This window comes from Polynucleobacter sp. UB-Raua-W9, from assembly GCF_018687435.1.
Lineage (GTDB): Bacteria > Pseudomonadota > Gammaproteobacteria > Burkholderiales > Burkholderiaceae > Polynucleobacter.
In genome coordinates this window covers 1,229,362-1,245,645 of sequence record NZ_CP061290.1, presented here as the reverse complement: position 1 = coordinate 1,245,645, position 16,284 = coordinate 1,229,362, and the positions used below count along the sequence as shown (strand labels likewise).

The following is a 16,284-nucleotide window of genomic DNA, read 5'->3' as shown; positions in this document are numbered from 1 at the left end:
AAAAAGGAGTTCAAGTTGGAAGAAATTAGCGCTCTATTCAACGGCTTTGCTGTTGCAATGACCCCATTTAACCTGCTGCTGATGCTGGTAGGTGTAACACTCGGTGTGATTATTGGCGTACTACCAGGATTGGGTGGTGCCAACGGCATTGCAATTCTGTTGCCATTGACATTCACAATGCCACCAACATCAGCCATCATCATGCTCTCTTGTATTTACTGGGGTGCATTGTTTGGCGGTGCGATTACATCTGTTCTCTTCAATATTCCAGGTGAGCCCTGGTCAGTTGCGACAACTTTCGATGGTTACCCAATGGCCCGCAACGGCAAAGCAGGTGAGGCGCTAACTGCAGCCTTTACCTCTTCTTTCGTTGGCGCATTCTTTGCGATTGTGATGATTACCTTCTTGGCGCCTTTGGTTGCTAAGTTTGCTCTGCAGTTTGGGCCACCTGAGTTCTTCTCGGTGTACTTGCTAACCTTCTGTAGTTTCGTGGGCATGAATAAAGGATCGCCGTTCAAGACAATCTCCGCCATGATGTTGGGCTTTGCCTTGGCCACTGTCGGCATGGATACTGTTACTGGTCAATTGCGTTTGACATTTGGTCACCCTGAACTCATGCGTGGCTTTGACTTTTTGATCGCTGTTATCGGTTTGTTTGGTATCGGTGAGATATTGCTCTCGATGGAAGAGGGTCTTGCATTCCATGGTGCAGCAGCTAAGATTCGCCGCCAAGTGGTTCTCGAGACCTGGGCAAAGTTACCTAAGTATTGGGCTACTTCATTACGTAGCTGCTTAATCGGTTGCTGGATGGGTATCACCCCAGGTGGCGCGACACCTGCCTCATTTATGGCTTATGGCGTTGCAAAGCGCGTTTCTAAGAATGGTGAGAACTTTGGTAAAGGCGAGATGGAGGGGATTGTTGCTCCTGAAACTGCAGCCCACGCTGCAGGTACTTCAGCACTGCTTCCAATGTTATCTCTTGGTATCCCAGGCTCACCTACGGCAGCGGTATTGCTCGGTGGCTTGTTGATCTGGGGTCTACAACCTGGCCCATTGCTTTTCGTGGAGAAGCCAGACTTTGTTTGGGGCTTGATTGCAAGTATGTATTTAGGTAACTTGGCTGGCTTGTTTGTAGTATTAACTTGTGTGCCATTGTTTGCTTCAATCTTGAGAATCCCATTCTCAATCATTGCACCAGTCATTATTGTGATTTGTGCCGTGGGTGCTTACACCGTTCACAATGCGACATTTGACGTTTGGTTGATGTTGGGCTTTGGCGTACTGGGCTATGTCTTTAAGAAACTTGACTATCCAATGGCCCCAATGGTCTTAGCTTTGGTCTTGGGTGACCGCGCAGAAGACTCCTTCCGTCAGTCCATGTTGATCTCACAAGGTAGCTTAGATGTTTTCTTCTCTAACTATCTAGTGGCTGGTATTTCATCTGTTGCTTTGCTCCTGTTGTTCTGGCCATTAATAGGCAAGTTCATTGGTAAGAAGAAGGTGGCCGCATAAAGCTTAGCTGGTCAAAAGCCAGTCTGATCTGATTAAAAAGGGGCGCAAGCCCCTTTTTATATGGCACATCATAAAATCCGATAAAATTATCCATCATGAATTCCCGCAAAAACCACCTCGTTCACTGGATTGCTGCAATTGCAATTGCAATGAGTGCGCTGGCACCTGCAATGTCTCAGGCGGTATCGTTGGCAAAGCATGGGCAAGGTTTTTCGATGGAGATTTGCGTAGCCGACGGTATCAAAATGCAAATTGATGTTCAGGATGATGGCAAAGACCTTGCGGAGCAAGTTCAACCATGCCCTTTTTGTATTGCCCAAAGCAGCATTACTCCTGCATTTAATACCAACCTCAAATTTCAGGCACCGCAAACCTTTGCATTTCTGCCGCAGCTTTTCTATCAATCTCCCAAACCACTCGTTGTTTGGGTAAAACCGCCATCAGCAGCACCTCCAGCACAAGCCTAAGAAATTATTAGGGCATAGCAATGCTATGTATTTGGTAACAAATCAGTTGCCGTGTTTTGTGCGGGGAAATTCATGTTGTTTCAGAAAAAGAATGTGAGCGTATATGCGAGCATGCTCGTCGGCTCATTTCTCATCAATGCTAGTGTGCAAGCTCAAATAGCGCCACCGCCTAATTATGACCAGAAGCTATCTGACATGGTAGTTACTGCGACAAAATCAGGGACTACTCTGCGTGACATGACTCAGAATACGACCATCTTGACTAAAGAGGAATTAGAGATTGCTCCGGATCAAACAATCGACCAGATCTTAAAGAATCAGACAAGTGTATTTTTAAATGATCAACCTTTTTATGAGAAGGACCCAACCGGGCAAAGCATTAATGTACGTGGATTAGGCAATGCTAGAACATTAGTTTTGATTGATGGGGTACCCGCAAATGATGCTATGTATGGAACTGTGCAATGGAATTTAGTACCCATGTCAGCCATTCAGGATGTTGAATTTATTCGCGGTGGTGTCTCGGCTTTGTATGGAAATATGGGCATGGGTGGAGTAATCAATATCACAACCAAGCCTATTGACGGCAATAAGGGGGAGGCATCAGCCAGTATTGGATCTTACTCAACAGGCACTGCAGCAGTATCAAAAGAATTTGCATTGAACGACTCTTTTAAATTAAGAGCTTCTGCTGACTACTTTAGTACTGAGGGTTATCAGAATATTGCATCCATCTCTCCATCATCACCGAGCGCTGTTAAACCAGGAATGGGAAATGAAAGCGCGGAAAATGCAAACTACAGGTTACAAGGTTCAGCAAAGCTAAGCCGAGATACTGATGGCTTTTTCAATCTTGGCCTGCATTCAATGTCAAATCTACCTACGGGTGGTTACAGTTTTGCCAGAAAATCCACCAATGAGATGACTCTTTCGGGTGGCACAACTACAAAGCTAAATTCTAGCGAGCAGGTTCAAGTGAATGGTTATTATGAAAATACGACATTACAACAGCAAAATGTGAGCTCTACTAATCCGTATATTAATGCCTCCTTTCATAATCCCTACTATCAACTTGGAGGATCTGCCCAATACACAAGTAATCTTCAAAATCTAGTAATTGATCAATTCATCATGAGCGTGGATGCGAAGCAGTTATCAGCATCTAATTTTCAGAATAACTACGCTTCACCTGGAGCGGCAAATTACCAAACAAGCAAAATGGGGGCGCTTACTTCACAGGTAGTTGCACAGGGCACCCAAAATTTTGCAGGCGTTCTAGGGCAAGTTAAATCAACATTACCCTCAGCCCCTCTTGAAGCAACTTTATCTGCTAGGGTCGACAGATGGAACAGTGAGGTTCCCATAAATTACACGCAAGCTGTTGGAAGCTCGCAGATCAATCAGGCTGTGCCAGATCAATCAAGAACAAAATTTAGCCCAAATTTAGGGTTGCTTTATAACGCAACGAAAGAGTTGGATTTTCGGGCTGCTGCCTATCAAGCATTTCATGCGCCAGGCCTCAACAATACGATACGTAGTTATGGTTCGGGATCTAGCTATGTTGGAAATAATCCATATCTTTCGCCTGAAAATATGACTGGCTACGAATTAGGTTCCGACTATCGGTGGAGCTCCGGCTTTATTCAGGTAACGGGTTACAACGCAAGCGTTACCAACGCAATTGCTACCTATACTCTAACGAGCGCTCAAATTGCCAGTACTTGTGCTCCAGTATGTAGTGCTGGTGCCAAATCCTATAGTAACGACCAATCGCTTCGGAGCACCGGTCTAGAGCTGCAAGCACATTACGATATGAGCACAAAATGGGCGGCCGATCTTGGGTATACGCTAACCAAAGCGGTACTCACCTCGACCTATGGTGCAATTGATCAAACACTGAATCCTACTGGCGTTCAGATTGCCGGAACACCCAAAAATATGGGGAGTGCAAATATCACCTACTATCCAATTTCAAAAACAAGCTTGACTGCTTCGGTTCGTTATGTCGGAAACTCTTGGTATGACACAGCCCATACTCTACCAATTCCGGCCTATGCCGTATTGGGTGCAAGGGTCAACCATGAGGTGACTACAAATACCTCAGTTTATTTAAGCGCAGTTAACCTTTTGAATCGTAACTACATTACCTTTGGATCGGGTTCGCAATATATTGCTGGCCAACCTCAGACAATTACGGTTGGTGCACGTATCATCTTCTAGCTATGAGATTTCACTTACATTCTTTTTCGCGCTTGACCATATTAGGCGTCGTCCTAATGGGCCTGTTTGGCCGTGCTCAAGCCCAAATGGATCATTCATCCTCGAAGATGCCTAATAAGGCAAGTAATACCTGCCAAGGATTTGGATTGGATTGCGCCAATGCAGCTACCCCATATTTTTCTGATGATGGAAATTTGCTCCTTGCATGGACAGCAAATGGAGTGGTATCCCTAGGACAGTCTTCCGATCTAGGTAAAACATTGACGTCGACTGTCAAAATTGCAGAGCACGGTAAGTCATTAGATATTGGTAGTGATGCGCGTCCGCAGATTGTTGCTGATAAACAGAACAATGTTTTTTTGGCTTACGCTTTTTTCAAAGACGCCAATTGGAATGCCCAGATTAATGCCGCTAGATCAACTGATGGCGGTAAGACTTTTACTGCCCCAGAACCTTTAGTTCAAGATGGATCTAGTCAGCGCTTTCCCTCGGTCCTAATGAGGGCTGATGACTCCATTTTTATTTCTTGGATTGATAAGCGACTTGTTGCTGCTGCAAAGCAGGGTGGTAGCAAACGCTTGGGCGGTTCAATTGCCTACTCATTTTCAAGTGATAGTGGAAAAACATTTGAAGCCGAGAAATTTGCTAATGAAAATAGTTGCGAATGCTGTCGAATTGGTGGCGCTTTAGATGCGCAAAATCAGCCGGTGATTGTGTATCGAGCTATATTTCCTGGAGGTATTCGGGACCATGCAAGCCAAGTGATTTCCGCTAAAGGTGCTGGGCCAATTCGTAGGGTAGCAGATGATGACTGGAAGACGGATGCCTGTCCGCATCAAGGCCCGTCGATTGCGGTATCTGGATCTGGAAAATTCCATGTGGCGTGGTATACCCAAGGGACAAAGCGCGCAGGCGTCTTTTATGCGAACTCTAGCAATCAAGGCATCAGTTATTCCAAGTCTGTCAAAATCGGCTCAGAAGGGGCTAATGTCTCTAGGCCTTATCTCTTCGCTCTAGGTCAGCAGGTATGGTTAGCGTGGAAAGAGTTTGATGGCGCGCATTCATTGATTTACATCAAACAATCAACCGATGATGGTAAAACGTGGAATACACCACAAATGATTTCTAAAACAAATGGGTATAGTGATCACCCTCTGTTGATCAGTCAAGGTGATACAGTATTTTTATCCTGGCTTACTAGGATTGATGGGTATCAATTGATTAAGGTTGGACAAAAATAATGAAACAATGTGTACTCGCCTTAATCATTGCGATTGGATCAATGAATTTTGCGTTTGCAGATAAGGCAGTCATGAAGCCATATCAGAGCGGTGATTGGTCTAGCTTGGTGAAGAGTGCAAATGGTGCGCCAATGGCAATTCATTTTTGGGGTGTTACTTGTCCTTCGTGCGTTAAGGAGATGCCGCTCTGGGGAAATTTTCTGAAGGGTAATCAAAACGCAAAAGTAATCTTTATTCAGGTGGATGACGTAACTTCTGAAAATATGCAAAAAATGCTTAATAAGGCCGGTCTTGATTATGCGAATAATTACTATGTTGCAGGCCCTTTTGATGAGCGCTTACGTTACGAGATTGATCCAAAATGGCATGGTGAGACCCCGACTACTATTTTGATAGATAAAAATGGTAAGCCCTCCAGAAAAAGTGGATTAATTGATTTTCGTAAACTGCAGAGCGCATTGAATGGTGGCGCTTAAATTATGAATATAGGCGTATCAAAAATAACTAGGAGGATTTGGAAATGAAATCAAAATTATTTGTGGTGATGTGTGCAGCAATGGGTATTGCCTTAAGCGGTAATACCTCAGCGCAAAATGTTTCACAAACTGTCAGCACTAGTGCGATCAAAATTGAGAATGCCTATACGCGCGCTACGATGCCAGGTCAACAAGTAGCTGGTGGTTTTATGAAGATTGAAAATAAGGGTAACTCTACCGACCAATTGTTATCAGCGAACTCACCAATAGCTGGTGAAGTGCAATTGCATGAGATGGCAATGGAAGGCAATGTGATGAAGATGCGGCAGGTGAAAGACATTGCGGTACCAGCGGGTGGCGCTGTTGAATTAAAACCAGGCGGCTTACATCTCATGTTCATGAATATTAAAGCTCCATTAAGCGCTGGTGAGACAGTGCCCGTGAAGCTGAAGTTCGCTAAAGCAGGTGAAGTCGAGGTGAAGATGCCGGTGAATGCAATGGGCCAGAATGCAAAACACTAACCTTTAGGTGCTCAGTGACGCCAATAAAAAAGCCCCTAAATTCAGGGGCTTTTTTTATGACTCGCTCTTTTATAGATCGAGATTCAGATCGGTAACTGCGCCTTTACTTGCACTGCTTGCAAGGCTTGCATATTTAGCAAGCAATCCACGGGTATAACGTGGCTTTGGTTGCTTCCAGGCCGCTTTGCGCTTAGCAATTTCTTCATCACTCACATTGAGTTGGATGAGGAGTTTATGGGCGTCGATCGTGACAGAGTCACCTTCATGAATGAGGGCGATGACGCCGCCAACATAAGCTTCAGGAGCCACGTGACCAACTACCATGCCCCAAGTGCCACCAGAGAAGCGGCCATCAGTGATCAGGCCAACAGACTCACCCAGGCCTTGACCAACCAGGGCAGAGGTAGGGGCGAGCATCTCACGCATACCAGGGCCACCTTTAGGGCCTTCGTAGCGGATGATCACAACATCGCCGTCCTTGATCTTTTGGGCCATGATGGCAGCCATAGCGTCATCCTCAGAATCAAAGACACGGGCTGGACCAGTGATGGATGGATTTTTGAGGCCAGTAATCTTGGCAACACAGCCTTCTGGAGAAATATTGCCTTTCAGAATAGCGAGGTGACCTTGCTTGTACAGAGGATTATCTAAAGTGCGAATGACCTTTTGATCAGCTCGTGGCACCGAGGGAATATCTTTCAATGTTTCAGTAATGGTTTTGCCAGTGATCGTCATGCAATCACCGTGTAATAAGCCGCCATCTAACAAAATCTTCATCACCTGCGGAATGCCGCCAGCCTGATGTAAGTCAGTTGCTAAATAGGTGCCAGATGGTTTCATATCCACAATGACTGGAACGCGTTGACGAATACGCTCAAAGTCATCAATGGTCCAGTCGATCTCTGCTGCACTGGTAATGGCCAAGAAATGCAATACCGCATTGGTAGAGCCGCCTACTGCCATGATCACGCTCACTGCGTTCTCAATGGATTTTTTAGTGATGATGTCGCGTGGACGTAAGTTATTTTTGATTGCTTCAACCAATACACGGGCTGATTCGGCAGCGCTAGCTACTTTTTCAGAATCTTCGTTAGCCATGGTTGAGGAATAAGGCAGACTCATGCCGAGTGCCTCAAAAGAGGAGCTCATGGTGTTCGCTGTATACATGCCGCCACATGATCCGCTGCCCGGGCAGGCGTGCTCTTCAACGCCTTTTAAATCTTCGGCACTTAATCTGCCGGACGTAAATTCCCCAACCGCCTCGAATGCAGAAACAATATTGAGATCTTTTCCTTTGTAATGGCCAGGCTTGATAGTGCCGCCATAGACATAGATTGCTGGCACATTGGTACGTGCAATTGCCATCATGCCGCCTGGCATATTTTTATCGCAACCACCAATGACAACAACGCCATCTTGCCAAAGACCGTTGACGCAAACTTCAATACTGTCCGCAATCACTTCACGAGAGACGAGGGAGTATTTCATACCCTCGGTGCCCATGCCAATGCCATCAGAAACGGTGGGAGTGCCAAACATTTGCGCTTTTGCGCCTGCCTCTTCCAAAGCATCCACTGCAGCATCTGCTAATTTTTGTAATCCGCTATTACAAGGGGTGATAGTGGAATGACCATTAGCAACGCCAACCATTGGCTTTGTGAAATCCTTATCTTTGTAGCCCATTGCGTAATACATCGAACGGTTGGGTGCGCGTGCGACCCCTTCGGTGACCATGCGTGAGCGTTCATTAAGGCGTTTCATGCTTTATTACTCCAAAAGGTTGGTGATGAAAGGCTCTATTGTGCCGTGAGAATTGAATGATGGCTCAGCTTCTGTGCGGCCTTAAACACCATCGAAATATATTGCAATGCAATATAAAAAAACATCAAGTCATCAATATTTGACGGCATTATTAGCTACTAAGCTAATAGCCTGGTTTAACTTACTCCTGTAAATTAGGCAAATCATGACTTTCCCCTTTGGATTCAATGACTAAAGTCGGCCACATTTACTTAATTGATGATGATGAATCGATGCGTATCTCCCTAGCGAGAATGCTTCGTGAATTGGGATATTTGGTTGAGGATTACGCTTCAGCCAGTGTTTTTTTGGAAAAGTCTGTCCCAGTCTCGCCAGCAGTCATTCTTCTGGATATGCAAATGCCTGACATCACTGGGTTAGATCTCCAAGAAAGGCTGCTTAAATTAGGTCGCAAAACTCCGATTGTCTTTGTCAGCGGCCAAAGTCACCCCCATCAAATTGTGCAAGGCCTGAAGAAGGGGGCGGTAGATTTTCTATTTAAACCCTTCAATTTGGAGGAGTTGCTCAAGGCCGTAGCCGATGGGGTGGATTTTGATAGTCGCCAGCTAAAGCGTATTTCCTTGGATGTGGAGACTAGAAGGGACTACGTAAGCCTTACACCGAGAGAGCGTGAAGTCTGTGGCTGGTTAGTTAAGGGACTTCTCAATAAAGACATTGCTGTTGTATTGGGCACAACTGACGCCACAATTAAGGTGCACAAAGCGCGAATCATGGATAAGATGCATGCTGACTCAGTGCAAACTTTGGTAAAAAAGTACCTTGAGTCAGATCTTGAGAATCACCCCTTAAACCATTAGCCTCATAGCCAATTATTCCCGTAACATTTTGGGATTTGTATCAGTTTTATTATTTACTTAAGAGACAGACGATCAGTCGTGAATAATTCAGCAAAGTTACCGGAGATTCGCAAAGAAGCTTTTATCAAGGCTAGAGAAGGTCTTGGTTTGAGCACAAAAGAGTTATCTGGCATGGCATGTCTCTCTGTCCGCCAAATACAGCAGATTGAAAATGGCGAGACAAATACTTTTTATAGCCCTCAAGTCAAAGTCACTGCGGCCAAAAAAGTTGCCCGTCTACTTAAACTAAATATAGAAGATGCTTTTGATTTTGGGGAGCAAGCTTCACCAGTAAAAAATATTCCAGAAAAATCAGTGGAGCGGGCAACTGAGAATCTAGAAAAATCAGCTGCGCCAGAAAAAACTCCCAAGCCACAGCAAGACAAAGAAGCGCCAAAAGAAGCCATTAAAATCCCTAATCCGCTGAAACATCTTGAAAGCGGTAAAGCGCTTATACAAAGCAATCCAAAAAAGAAGCTCTTTGTTTTATTGGGTATTGGAGCGGCCTTAGCATTCTCTATGGTGAACTTACGCCCAGTATTTTTTCCTGAGCCGCCCAAAGAAGAGCTTGTGTTGGTGGAAGCGGTAGAAGAAGCCCCTCAAGCTAATGCGCCTCCAGAAGAGGCCAAGCCTATGGTGCCAACTCTAGCAGCAGCCCCGGTAGTAGCAGAGCTTGCGCTTCCTGCGGCAATTTCTACCGAGTGTCCAGTAGCCGATATGGCGGCGCTGACCTACAAGCCTGAGGCTCCTAAAAAGGCCGGTGATATGGTGTATGTTCAATCAAAAACAGCGCAAACTGTTTGCGTGATTGATGCAAGCGGTAAAAGTCAAAATAAAACCCTAGAGCCTGGTGTTGGGGCAAGTATCCGTGGCAAGCCACCTCTTAAGGTGCTCACATTTGGTTTGAATCAAGTGGATTTGTATTTCCAGGGTGGAAAAGTACGTTCAGATCCTGCTGGCAAAACAATTATTTTGGAGGCGGCTGAAATCAGTCAGCCTGGACCTCCAGCAGATTCTCAGATGCGCTGAGAATCTGTATTAGCTAAAACAACAATCAAACTGCAGATTCGTTAGTTTCGCCTGTGCGAATGCGGATGACCTGTTCAACTGCGGTCACAAAAATCTTTCCATCACCAATTTTTCCAGTGCGCGCAGCTTTGGTAATGGCTTCGATTGCAACTTCAACGCGATCGCCGGGCACGACTGCTTCCACTTTTACTTTAGGCAAGAAGTCCACGACGTATTCGGCACCACGATAGAGTTCGGTGTGACCCTTTTGGCGTCCAAAGCCCTTCACTTCAGTGACGGTGAGGCCGGTAACACCAACTTCTGCCAAAGCTTCTCGAACTTCGTCTAGCTTGAACGGTTTAATGATTGATGTGATTAATTTCATTTATTCCCCCTAATGCAGTAATCATACCTAGAACTCAAGGATATCGTCAAAAACAACCCTCTATAGCAATGATTAGGCCCTAAATTGCGAGGTAATGGGGTAGCGCCAGTCGCGACCAAAAGCGCGGGTGGTTACGCGAACCCCTGGAGGTGCTTGGCGACGCTTATATTCATTTAATTTGATGAGGCGGGTGACCTTTTCGACACTCTCGGGATCGAAGCCGGCGGCAATGATTTGGGCTATGGATTGGTTCTGTTCCATGTACCGCTCTACGATGCCATCTAACACTTCGTAAGAGGGAAGGCTATCTTGGTCCGTTTGGTCGGGGCGCAATTCGGCAGAAGGTGCGCGAGTGAGAATGCGTTCCGGAATAACTTGTTGAATGGTATTGCGGTATTCGCACAGTCGATAGACCAAAGTCTTGGCAATATCTTTGATGACTGCAAAGCCGCCAGCCATATCGCCATACAGCGTGCAATAGCCAACCGCCATCTCACTTTTATTGCCGGTGGTTAAAACCAAGCGGCCAGTTTTATTGGAGAGCGCCATGAGGAGGGTGCCCCGCACGCGCGCTTGAATATTTTCTTCAGTAGCATCGACTTTCAAACCCTCGAACTGGGCTGCCAAAGCTTCTTCGAGAGCATCTACTGGACCGCTAATGGGAATCTCGTCGTATTGCACGCCTAAAATGTTGGCTAATTCCTGGGCATCAATCCAGGAAATGTCTGCTGTATAGCGTGAGGCCATCATGACGGCTCGGACTTTATCCGCACCCAGGGCATCAACTGCAATGGCTAATACCAAAGCGGAATCTACGCCACCAGATAGACCAATAATGACTCCCGGAAAATGGTTCTTGGTGACGTAGTCACGTACCCCCAGAACCAATGCTTGATAGGCTTGCGCTTCAACACTTTGGGGTGGGCTGATAAAACCTTTTTCTAACTGGCCAGAGGGACTGACATCAACAATACCCAGGCCAATCTCAAACTGAGGCATCGCCATGAGCACTTCACCTTGGCTATTTAGTGCAAATGATCCACCATCAAAGACCAACTCATCTTGACCGCCAACGGCATTGACATAGACCAACGGCATTTTGGTTTGCGCAATATGCCCACGTAATACTTCGATGCGAAGAGTTTCTTTTTTCAGGTGATAAGGCGAAGCATTTGGGACCAGTAATACTTGCGCGCCAGCTGCATGGGCTTGTTTGGCAGGGCCAGCATGCCATGCATCCTCACACAAGATTAAGCCGTAACGAATTCCTGCGCATTCAAATACACAAGCTTGATTGCCAGGAACGAAATAGCGAACTTCATCAAATACTTCATGGTTGGGTAATTCTTGTTTGGCATAGCCTGCAATGACTTTGCCATTTTGTAAGACCGACGCAAAGTTTTGCAGACCGATTGAAGTTTGTTTTGGATGACCCACCACTACGGTAAGGTCGGGGTATTGTGCCAACTCTTTCATTAAGAGATCTAGCTGCTGCTGCGCCGCTTGAATGAAAGCGGGGCGGAGTAACAAATCTTCAGGGGGGTAGCCGGTGAGTGAAAGCTCAGGAGTAACTACGAGTTTGGCGCCTTGCTTAAAGGCATCCAGGGCGGCTTTGTGAATCAGTTGCGCGTTACCAGCCAGATCACCTAGTAAGGGGTTCATTTGGGCTAGGGCAATTTTTTGTGCGCTCACTCCGGTTCACAAAGCCTTTACTAATAAGGAAGGTTAAGAATTATTTTGACTCTTTGTTGTAGCGCTCGATGCCTTCCATAATTTCTGCATGGGCATCTGCAACCCCGCCCCAGCCTTTAACCTTGACCCACTTGCCTGGCTCGAGATCTTTGTAGTGCTCGAAGAAGTGTTGGATTTGGTTTAAACGCAATGGGTTGATATCTTCTGGTTTCTGCCAGTGTGTGTAAATTGGTAAAATTTTATCTTCTGGCACTGCTAATAATTTAGCGTCTTGCCCACCTTCATCTTCCATTTGCAAAACACCAATAGCGCGGCAACTGACAACTACACCAGGGATTAGTGGAAATGGAGTAATGACAAGAACATCAACAGGATCGCCATCACCAGCGATGGTTTTGTTGATGTAACCATAGTTGCATGGATAGTGCATTGCAGTACCCATAAAACGGTCAACGAAAATTGCGCCACTTTCCTTGTCTACTTCATATTTAATTGGATCCGCGTTCATTGGGATTTCAATAATGACGTTGAAGCTCTCAGGGATCTTTTTGCCTGGCTTGACGTTGTCGAGACTCATAAATACTCCGAATAGTGATTAGTAAATACCCTGATGCCGGCAAGGAGGCGTAGGGGTGATTCTGCTACATACTGATACAGCTTAAAGACCCTAGTTTAAAGCTTTCTAAAACCTGGTCGAACTAAGCGCTAGATATACAAAACGATAAGATCAACTTTAGGGAGTTCAAGCATGAGTAATATCACTTTAGGCTTGTATTTTGCCTTGGCGTGCGGTGTCCTGGCCGTAATTTACGGTTTTGTGATGCGCGGCTGGATTTTGAAGCAAAGTACAGGTAACGCCAAAATGCAAGAAATTGCAGAGGCGATTCAGCAGGGCGCGGCGGCTTATTTATCGCGCCAATATAAAACCATTGCCGTGGTTGGCGTGGTACTCACTATCCTTATGGCGCTCTTCCTCGACTTCGCGACTGCGATTGGTTTTGTGATCGGTGCCGTGCTATCTGGAGCATGCGGCTTTATTGGCATGAACGTTTCAGTGCGCGCTAATGTGCGCACAGCTGAAGCAGCTACTAAAGGAATGAACGAGGCACTCAATGTTGCATTTAAAGGCGGCGCAATTACTGGTATGTTGGTAGTTGGTCTTGGTCTCTTAGGTGTCAGCCTCTTCTTTATGTTTCTCGTATCGATTGGTGCAGGACGTGATCTCTCTGCTGTATTGCATCCCCTTATTGGCTTGGCATTTGGCTCATCTTTGATTTCGATCTTTGCGCGTCTTGGCGGCGGGATCTTCACTAAAGGCGCAGATGTTGGTGCTGACTTAGTTGGCAAGGTAGAAGCCGGTATTCCGGAGGATGATCCGCGTAATCCAGCAGTGATTGCCGATAACGTAGGTGATAACGTAGGTGACTGTGCAGGAATGGCGGCCGACTTGTTTGAAACTTATGCAGTGACATTGATTGCCACTATGGTGCTTGGTTCATTGATGGTGGCTGGTGCGCCGGTAGCTGCGATTGTTTATCCCTTGGTACTGGGTGGCGTTTCTATTATTGCCTCCATCATTGGTTGCTCTTTTGTAAAAGCAACGCCTGGCATGAGGAATGTGATGCCAGCTTTGTATAAGGGTTTGATCATTGCAGGTGCTTTATCGCTAGTAGCCTTCTACTTCGTGACCAACTTCATCATGCCTGATGATGCCTTGGGTATTCCGGGTAGCCAGTGGCGTTTGTTCGGCTCAACAGTGGTGGGTCTCTTATTGACTGCTGGTTTGGTATGGATTACTGAGTACTACACTGGTACTCAGTTCAAGCCAGTGCAGCATATTGCTGAAGCCTCTACTAAAGGTCACGGCACTAACATCATTGCAGGTTTAGGCATCTCCATGAAGTCCACTGCTTATCCAGTGCTCTTTGTCTGTGCCGCTATTTTTGCAGCATATTGGTTGGCTGGTTTGTATGGCATTGCAATTGCAGCCACAGCAATGTTGTCTATGGCAGGTATTGTCGTTGCACTGGATGCTTATGGCCCAATTACTGATAATGCAGGCGGCATTGCAGAGATGGCTGGTTTGCCGCAATCAGTGCGCGATATCACTGACCCACTGGATGCGGTGGGTAATACTACTAAAGCAGTTACCAAAGGTTATGCAATTGGCTCGGCTGGTTTAGCTTCACTTGTTTTGTTTGCTGACTACACCCATGCTCTAGAAGGTATTGGTCAGCAAGTCTCTTTTGATTTATCGAACCACATGGTGATCATTGGCCTCTTTATTGGCGGCATGATTCCTTACTTGTTCGGTGCGATGGCAATGGAAGCAGTAGGTCGCTGTGCTGGTGCGGTAGTGGAAGAGGTACGTCGCCAGTTCCGTGAGATTCCAGGAATCATGGAAGGCACTGCTAAGCCTGAATACGGTAAGGCAGTAGATATGCTTACGAGCGCAGCCATTAAAGAAATGATTGTTCCTTCGCTCTTGCCGGTAATTGCGCCTATCGTAGTAGGTCTCTTATTGGGCCCTGCTGCATTGGGCGGCTTACTCATGGGTACGATTGTGACTGGCTTGTTTGTAGCGATCTCGATGTGTACTGGTGGCGGTGCTTGGGATAATGCCAAGAAATATATCGAAGAGGGTAACTTTGGCGGTAAAGGTTCTGAAGCGCATAAGGCAGCGGTGACTGGTGACACTGTAGGTGATCCCTACAAAGATACTGCCGGTCCTGCGGTAAACCCTCTCATCAAAATCATTAATATTGTGGCATTGCTCATCGTGCCCTTGTTGCCGGTGATTTCACGTTAAGCAATACAAGGCAACAAACAAAAACGCCTAGCAATGCTAGGCGTTTTTTATTGCCAAAACTAAGAAAACTTAATTCAATGTTTCCAAATAGCGTTGTGCATCGAGTGCGGCCATGCAACCAGTGCCAGCGCTCGTAATTGCTTGACGATAGATATGGTCTTGCACGTCACCAGCAGCAAACACACCAGGGATGTTGGTTGCTGTGGCATTGCCCTCAAGTCCTGAGTGGGTCTTGAGGTAGCCGTTGTTCATATCTAGCTGACCAATAAAGAGTTCTGTATTGGGTTTGTGGCCAATCGCAATAAAGGCGCCAGTGACAGCAACATCTTCTGTGCTGCCATCTTGTTTCTTGATGCGCACACCAGTAACCCCTTTTTCATCGCCAAGTACCTCATCCAATGTTGAATTGAGTTTGAGTTCGACTTTGCCTTCAGCAACTTTCGCCATTAAGCGATCGTTCAAGATTGGCTCAGCACGGAATTTATCGCGACGGTGAATGACCGTTACTTTTTTAGCAATGCCAGTGAGGTAGAGTGCTTCCTCAACTGCAGTGTTACCACCGCCGACTACGCACACATCTTGATTGCGGTAAAAGAAGCCATCACAGGTTGCGCAACCAGAAACACCGCGACCCATGAATGCTTCTTCACTCGGCAAACCAATGTATTGGGCAGATGCTCCAGTACAAATAATCAAGGCATCGCAGGTATAGGTGCCAGAGTCACCAACCAAGCGAATGGGTTTCTCTTTGAGTGCTGCCGTATGAATATGGTCAAAAATAATCTCGGTATTAAAGCGTTCAGCATGCTTCAGAAAGCGGTCCATCAGCTCTGGGCCTTGGACCCCGTCTGCATCGGCAGGCCAGTTTTCGACGTCAGTAGTGGTCATTAATTGACCACCTTGAGCCAGGCCGGTAATGAGGGTAGGCTTTAAATTGGCTCGGGCAGCATAGACGGCGGCGGTATAGCCAGCAGGGCCAGATCCGAGGATAAGAACTTTGGAGTGTTTTGGGGTATTTGTAGTCATACCCAAATTATAGGTTTGCTTGTTTACAATCGGTAGAACATGGCTAGAACTGTATACCCGAAGTCCAAGGCTCCATTGAGCCCTCCGCCTCCAGAGATGGACGGGCCGGGCAGAATGCCCCGCCTTCTCCTAGAGGCCCGCTGGTTCATCTCCGTGGGTTTGTGCCTGGGTTTATTTGCCATTTTGCTAACGTATTCAAAGGCTGATCCCGCCTGGTCACACGCCAGTTTTGAGACTCCTAGAAACCTTGGCGGTCGTTTTGGGGCCTAT

General features: G+C 46.4%; 15 protein-coding genes. 10 read left to right on the top strand and 5 right to left on the bottom strand.

Features of this window, described 5'->3' with window-relative positions; translation table 11 throughout:
- The first annotated feature begins 15 nt into the window (after positions 1–15).
- The 6 genes from AOC07_RS06420 (at position 16) to AOC07_RS06395 (ending at position 6,437) form a co-directional block, all read left to right on the top strand.
- Positions 16–1,512 (top strand): tripartite tricarboxylate transporter permease, encoded by a 1,497-nt coding sequence (locus AOC07_RS06420; RefSeq protein WP_215292398.1) that lies wholly within the window; start codon positions 16–18, stop codon positions 1,510–1,512.
- Positions 1,513–1,607: 95 nt separating this feature from the next.
- Positions 1,608–1,979: a DUF2946 family protein gene (locus tag AOC07_RS06415; protein ID WP_215292397.1), complete on the top strand. Its 372-nt coding sequence runs from the start codon at positions 1,608–1,610 to the stop codon at positions 1,977–1,979.
- Between the two features lie 72 nt (positions 1,980–2,051).
- Positions 2,052–4,199, top strand: coding sequence for a TonB-dependent receptor (locus AOC07_RS06410; protein ID WP_215357174.1), 2,148 nt, complete (start codon positions 2,052–2,054; stop codon positions 4,197–4,199).
- Between the two features lie 56 nt (positions 4,200–4,255).
- Positions 4,256–5,440 (top strand): sialidase family protein, encoded by a 1,185-nt coding sequence (locus AOC07_RS06405; RefSeq protein WP_215357172.1) that lies wholly within the window; start codon positions 4,256–4,258, stop codon positions 5,438–5,440.
- Positions 5,440–5,916: a TlpA disulfide reductase family protein gene (locus AOC07_RS06400; protein ID WP_215357171.1), complete on the top strand. Its 477-nt coding sequence runs from the start codon at positions 5,440–5,442 to the stop codon at positions 5,914–5,916. Before AOC07_RS06405 ends, AOC07_RS06400 begins: the two co-directional genes overlap by 1 nt.
- A gap of 44 nt (positions 5,917–5,960) precedes the next feature.
- Positions 5,961–6,437, top strand: a complete 477-nt coding sequence (locus tag AOC07_RS06395) for a copper chaperone PCu(A)C (RefSeq protein WP_215357169.1) — start codon at positions 5,961–5,963, stop codon at positions 6,435–6,437.
- A 69-nt stretch (positions 6,438–6,506) separates the two neighbouring features.
- Here AOC07_RS06395 and ilvD read toward each other — a convergent pair whose 3' ends face one another.
- On the bottom strand, positions 6,507–8,198 hold the full coding sequence (ilvD, locus tag AOC07_RS06390) for a dihydroxy-acid dehydratase (protein ID WP_215357167.1): 1,692 nt from the start codon (positions 8,196–8,198) through the stop codon (positions 6,507–6,509).
- A 227-nt stretch (positions 8,199–8,425) separates the two neighbouring features.
- Between ilvD and AOC07_RS06385 the strand changes: the two genes are divergently transcribed.
- Both AOC07_RS06385 and AOC07_RS06380 read left to right on the top strand, forming a co-directional pair.
- A complete protein-coding gene (locus tag AOC07_RS06385; protein ID WP_215357165.1) occupies positions 8,426–9,055 on the top strand; it encodes a response regulator transcription factor in 630 nt (209 codons plus the stop codon).
- 78 nt (positions 9,056–9,133) lie between these two features.
- Entirely contained in the window at positions 9,134–10,123 is a 990-nt protein-coding gene (locus tag AOC07_RS06380; protein ID WP_215357163.1) for a helix-turn-helix transcriptional regulator, read from the top strand.
- A gap of 25 nt (positions 10,124–10,148) precedes the next feature.
- On the opposite strand, the gene AOC07_RS06375 is transcribed toward AOC07_RS06380, so the two are convergent.
- The 3 genes from AOC07_RS06375 to ppa form a co-directional block, all read right to left on the bottom strand.
- Positions 10,149–10,487: a P-II family nitrogen regulator gene (locus tag AOC07_RS06375; RefSeq protein WP_215292382.1), complete on the bottom strand. Its 339-nt coding sequence runs from the start codon at positions 10,485–10,487 to the stop codon at positions 10,149–10,151.
- Positions 10,488–10,559: 72 nt separating this feature from the next.
- Positions 10,560–12,179 (bottom strand): NAD+ synthase, encoded by a 1,620-nt coding sequence (locus AOC07_RS06370; protein ID WP_215357161.1) that lies wholly within the window; start codon positions 12,177–12,179, stop codon positions 10,560–10,562.
- 40 nt (positions 12,180–12,219) lie between these two features.
- The gene (gene ppa / locus AOC07_RS06365) at positions 12,220–12,756 is read right to left on the bottom strand and encodes an inorganic diphosphatase (RefSeq protein WP_215292378.1); all 537 of its coding nucleotides are present in this window, start codon (positions 12,754–12,756) and stop codon (positions 12,220–12,222) included.
- A gap of 171 nt (positions 12,757–12,927) precedes the next feature.
- Here ppa and AOC07_RS06360 point away from each other — a divergent pair, with 171 nt between their 5' ends.
- Entirely contained in the window at positions 12,928–14,988 is a 2,061-nt protein-coding gene (locus AOC07_RS06360) for a sodium-translocating pyrophosphatase (RefSeq protein WP_215357159.1), read from the top strand.
- 69 nt (positions 14,989–15,057) lie between these two features.
- On the opposite strand, the gene trxB is transcribed toward AOC07_RS06360, so the two are convergent.
- The gene (gene trxB / locus AOC07_RS06355; protein ID WP_215292374.1) at positions 15,058–16,014 is read right to left on the bottom strand and encodes a thioredoxin-disulfide reductase; all 957 of its coding nucleotides are present in this window, start codon (positions 16,012–16,014) and stop codon (positions 15,058–15,060) included.
- A gap of 39 nt (positions 16,015–16,053) precedes the next feature.
- Between trxB and AOC07_RS09415 the strand changes: the two genes are divergently transcribed.
- Positions 16,054–16,284 (top strand): DNA translocase FtsK 4TM domain-containing protein (locus AOC07_RS09415; protein WP_251371651.1); only part of this gene is annotated, 231 nt, incomplete at its 3' end.

Excerpts from the sequence above, each read along its gene's own strand:
- ilvD (WP_215357167.1), bottom strand. The coding sequence starts at position 8,198 with ATGAAACGCCTTAATGAACGCTCACGCATGGTCACCGAAGGGGTCGCA.
- AOC07_RS06360 (WP_215357159.1), top strand. The coding sequence starts at position 12,928 with ATGAGTAATATCACTTTAGGCTTGTATTTTGCCTTGGCGTGCGGTGTC.
- AOC07_RS06400 (WP_215357171.1), top strand. The coding sequence starts at position 5,440 with ATGAAACAATGTGTACTCGCCTTAATCATTGCGATTGGATCAATGAAT.
- AOC07_RS06385 (WP_215357165.1), top strand. The coding sequence starts at position 8,426 with ATGACTAAAGTCGGCCACATTTACTTAATTGATGATGATGAATCGATG.
- AOC07_RS06375 (WP_215292382.1), bottom strand. The coding sequence starts at position 10,487 with ATGAAATTAATCACATCAATCATTAAACCGTTCAAGCTAGACGAAGTT.
- AOC07_RS06410 (WP_215357174.1), top strand. The coding sequence starts at position 2,052 with ATGTTGTTTCAGAAAAAGAATGTGAGCGTATATGCGAGCATGCTCGTC.
- ppa (WP_215292378.1), bottom strand. The coding sequence starts at position 12,756 with ATGAGTCTCGACAACGTCAAGCCAGGCAAAAAGATCCCTGAGAGCTTC.
- AOC07_RS06395 (WP_215357169.1), top strand. The coding sequence starts at position 5,961 with ATGAAATCAAAATTATTTGTGGTGATGTGTGCAGCAATGGGTATTGCC.
- AOC07_RS06405 (WP_215357172.1), top strand. The coding sequence starts at position 4,256 with ATGGGCCTGTTTGGCCGTGCTCAAGCCCAAATGGATCATTCATCCTCG.
- trxB (WP_215292374.1), bottom strand. The coding sequence starts at position 16,014 with ATGACTACAAATACCCCAAAACACTCCAAAGTTCTTATCCTCGGATCT.
- AOC07_RS06415 (WP_215292397.1), top strand. The coding sequence starts at position 1,608 with ATGAATTCCCGCAAAAACCACCTCGTTCACTGGATTGCTGCAATTGCA.